This is a genomic window from Streptomyces sp. NPDC055078 (genome assembly GCF_053607985.1).
In genome coordinates this window covers 1-1,668 of the sequence record NZ_JBSGUP010001059.1, presented here as the reverse complement: position 1 = coordinate 1,668, position 1,668 = coordinate 1, and the positions used below count along the sequence as shown (strand labels likewise).

The window sequence follows — 1,668 nt, the reverse complement described above, 5'->3', positions numbered from 1 at the left end:
CCCGGGTGCGCACATTCCCGGCGAGGCCAGACCTTGCCCACCCGGGTGCGGAAATCAGCCCGTCCGGCGATTGAGGACACCCCGCAGGGGTGCGCGACAGCCAACGCGCCGACGCGGGCCCTCCCGGGGCTCCGCCCCAGGGGCCGGCACCACCGCCGGGCAGGGCACCACCACCGCGGCCGAACGCATAGGGTATTCATACGCATGCGTACGGCGACGGACCGCGCCGGCCTCCCCCGCCGCGTACGCGATCGGAGTGGTACGTGACCTCAGCAGCCCCGCCCCGACTCGGCCCGGTGGACCGCGCGTTCCACCGGCGCGTGGGCGCCCGTCCGCCGCTCACCGGCTTCTTTCTCGACTTCGAGGGCGCTCCCCCGGACCCCGGTGAGCTGACGGCGCGGATTCTCGGGCGGGCGGCGGGGTTCCCGGCGCTCAATCTGCTGCTGCCGGAGCCGGGAGGGAGCCGGTGGCGGCGGCCCGCCGGTGAACTGGAGGCGGGCGCGCACATCCGGAACCGTACGGAACTCGCCGTCCCCAGCAGCCCCGCTGACCCCGCTGCCCCTGGCGACCCCAGCAGCCCCACCAACCCCAGCAGCCCCACCGACCCCGGCGGCCTCGGCGACCCCGCCGACCCCGGCGGCCTCGGGCGGCTGACCGACGCGCTGCTCCGGCACCCGCTGCCGGGGGCCGGGGCGCCCCCTTGGGACGTATGGCTGCTCACCGCCCCGGGACGATTCCGTATCGCCTACCGCGTCCACCATGCCCAGCAGGACGGGGTCGGCGCGGCCCACAGCGCGCTGGGGCTGCTCGCCGACACCGGGTGCGCCGGGCCCCGGCCCTGGCGGGCGCTGCGTCCCACGGCCGCGGGACTGGCGCATCTCGGCCGCGATCTGGCGCGCTCGCTGCGTACCGCCCGTGGCTGGTACGAGCCGGCCGCCGGCCCCTCGGCCGTACCGGAGCCGGTGCTCTCCCACACCGAGGTGCCGGACGAGTCGCTGCGCGGCTCGGCCGACCGCTGGGGCACCAGCGTCAACGACATCGCGCTCGCCGCGCTCGCCCTGGCCTTCCGGTCCTGGCGGGCGGAGCGGGACGGGGCGGCGCCCGGGCACGCGCTGCCCGCACTGGTACCGATGTCCACCCGCCAGGACCATGAGCGCGACGCCCCGGGCAATCGGCTGGTCTCCCACCGGGTGCTGCTCCCCTGCGGCACGGACGATCTGGGGACGGCGGCCCTGAGGGTGCACCGCCAGACCCGCGCGGCCCGCGACAACCGCCGGCGGGACGCCGCCCGCGCGGCCCTCGCGTACGGTCCGTCGCGGGCGGGCGTCTGGAGCACCCGGCTCGTCGCCGCCCCCCGTACGGTCCCTGTCAACGCCAGCAGCATCACCCTGCCGTCGGCTCCGGAGTGCTTCGGCGTGCCGCTGACGGGGGCTTCGATGTTCTTCGCCCCGCCGCCGGGTCTGCTCGCCTATGTGTCCTTCACCCGGCTGCCCGGCACGGTCCGCTGCACCGTCGTCCATGACGTCCGGGTGCCGGGGCTGCGGGAACTGCCCCGGCACTGGCGTACGGCTGTCACGGGTGAGCCGCCGGGGCACGGGGACCCAGTGGAGTGATCCGCGTTCCGCAGGGCCCCGGACCTGCCGAAGGCCGGGCGACCCGGCCGCATTC

At 76.7% G+C, this 1,668-nt stretch carries 1 protein-coding gene; it reads left to right on the top strand.

All coding sequences use genetic code 11. The annotated features are described in order from the left end of the window. Positions 1 to 263: 263 nt before the first annotated feature. A complete protein-coding gene (locus ACWF94_RS40110; protein WP_453500174.1) occupies positions 264 to 1,613 on the top strand; it encodes a hypothetical protein in 1,350 nt (449 codons plus the stop codon). Positions 1,614 to 1,668: the final 55 nt, after the last annotated feature.